Annotated in this window: 1 protein-coding gene; it reads right to left on the reverse strand. The window is 41.8% G+C overall.

Features of this window, described 5'->3' with window-relative positions; genetic code table 11:
- Positions 1-23: 23 nt before the first annotated feature.
- Complete coding sequence (locus HKX40_RS10525; RefSeq protein WP_171589535.1) at positions 24-1,544, reverse strand: IS1634 family transposase; 1,521 nt, start codon at positions 1,542-1,544, stop codon at positions 24-26.
- Positions 1,545-1,647: the final 103 nt, after the last annotated feature.

Below are 1,647 nucleotides of genomic sequence, written 5' to 3' on the forward strand. Positions count from 1 at the left end.
CCTGTTTTCGTCATTGGGTCACCCTAAAAATATTTTTGGCAAATTGTCAGTAATTCCTGCTGTTGTTCGTCCATACCCAGCAGGATTTTCTGTTTCTGCTTAAGGTCTGGAAGGGTGATTTCAATCTGGTACATATTTTGAGTAACCTCGCCTGCCTGTTTCAACGAGAGCGAGGACTTTTCTTGTTTTAGCGCAGTTTCTAGCGTCTTGCTAATACTGTACGCTGTAAACACCAAGGCAATGTGCGCACGAATACGATGTTCTAGCCGATGATAAATCGGGCGTATCTTTAGGTCGGCTTTCGACATCCTAAAGGCTCGTTCAATATGCCATAGCTGCCCATAGTGTGCTAGTAGCTCTTCTGGTGTTAGGTTGGTGTTGGTGATATATCCTTTCAGTCCATCCCATTGCTTATCTTGCGTAAACTTCTCATAATCAATTTCTATGTGGACTTCCCCTTGCATCCGTAGGTACTTGTTATACCCTCGATTATTGAGATGTTCTTTGGTCAGATGACCTGAACGGATTCGCTTTTCCAAACGATCTAATCCCTTGCGTCGATTATCTGCGTCGCGATGTGCTCGATCTTGACTATAGTGCACGATTAACCGTTTATCATCCTTATCCAACTCAATCGCTTTACCATCTTCATAGGTATGCGCTAGGATAGCTCGCTTAATCACATTACTCTCCGATTTTAAGCGTGCACCTATAATGTACTGATAACCAGCTTGTTCAAGTAGCGTTAAATTACGCTCAGAGAGTAATCCACTATCCGCCACAACAATAGGTTTACCTAAGTCAAATTTCTCGCTCATCCGTTCAATAAAAGGCACCAGCGTATTGCCTTCATACGTTTTACCCTCGTAAATATCATAGGCGATGGGATAACCGTTAGCACCGACTAATAATCCTAAGTAAATTTGGGGATGGGTATGTTTCCCCACTTTAGAGAAGCCTGTGCGGCGTAAATCATCCTCATCTTCTGCTTCAAAGTGTAAAGTGGTCATATCGTAGAAGACCACGCTAATTTGTCCTCCCAACATCCGTTTAGTATGAGCAAAGGAAATCTGTTCCAGTTGCTCTTTGTATTTGTCTTCCAATTTATCTAAGAAGCGGTAGATGGCGCTGATTTCTAGTGTCACTCCTTGATAACGGCGAAGGTAGTGAATGGTTTTTAATTTGCTCAAAGGATAAGCCAACCGAGCTAATACCAGATGGCGGAACATATCGTCTTTGATTTGGTTAAAGCCTATCCAATCATAGATACGCCCGAAGATAAGTTCTGGACCAATCACTTGGATATTGCTGTTACTTAAACTGGTAAAGGCTTGCAGCGTGTGTTCATCACGCTCAGACATGAGTAAAGTAGGCTGCTGTTTGAGTTCATCTAAGTAATGTTGGGCTTGTAATTTTAGGGCTTCAATTTCTGGACGCGTGGTGGCGCAACCTAGCGATTTTATTAAAATATTACGTCCATTTTCTTTACTAAGTATTTGAATACTAACGCTTCCTGACTTATTTCTTTTCTCACGGATAAACATCTAAAATACCTCGGGTCACCCAAAACACCCCTTCATTTTAACTTAACTTATTGATTTTAAAAGAAGTGTCTCGGGTGACCCGAAAAAAGTGACGAAAACAGGA

The sequence above is a fragment of the Pelistega europaea genome (assembly GCF_013133775.1).
Lineage (GTDB): Bacteria > Pseudomonadota > Gammaproteobacteria > Burkholderiales > Burkholderiaceae_B > Taylorella > Taylorella europaea.